This is a genomic window from Borrelia persica No12 (genome assembly GCF_000500045.1).
Taxonomy (GTDB): domain Bacteria; phylum Spirochaetota; class Spirochaetia; order Borreliales; family Borreliaceae; genus Borrelia; species Borrelia persica.
In genome coordinates this window covers 1-335 of sequence record NZ_AYOT01000245.1, presented here as the reverse complement: position 1 = coordinate 335, position 335 = coordinate 1, and the positions used below count along the sequence as shown (strand labels likewise).

The 335-nt window shown below is 26.9% G+C and carries 1 pseudogene; it reads left to right on the top strand.

Features of this window, described 5'->3' with window-relative positions:
* Positions 1-335: pseudogene (locus U881_RS12995) on the top strand (ERF family protein); the annotation flags it as partial.

The window sequence follows — 335 nt, the reverse complement described above, 5'->3', positions numbered from 1 at the left end:
AAACAAGCAAAAGTAGCAAATAATAATGATCGAGTTGTTAATGTTAAAACAAATAAACCTAAACTTCAAACTGGTAAATTTTATTGTTATGAACGTTTATTATTAGCATCGCGTAATATGCATGAAATTTTGCATGAAAAACCATTTAGTAGCATAAAAGAGATTAATCTGTACTTACAAAATATTTATTTAGGAGATGATAGCAAATTGTTAGAATATTTTAATAAACGAGAAGAATTAAAGAGTGTGAGTTATTGGAGTGGTTTGGTAAAAGAATTTTTTATGAAAGATAAGAATGCGATAACGAAAATCGATTGTCTTGATGCATTCTTAGC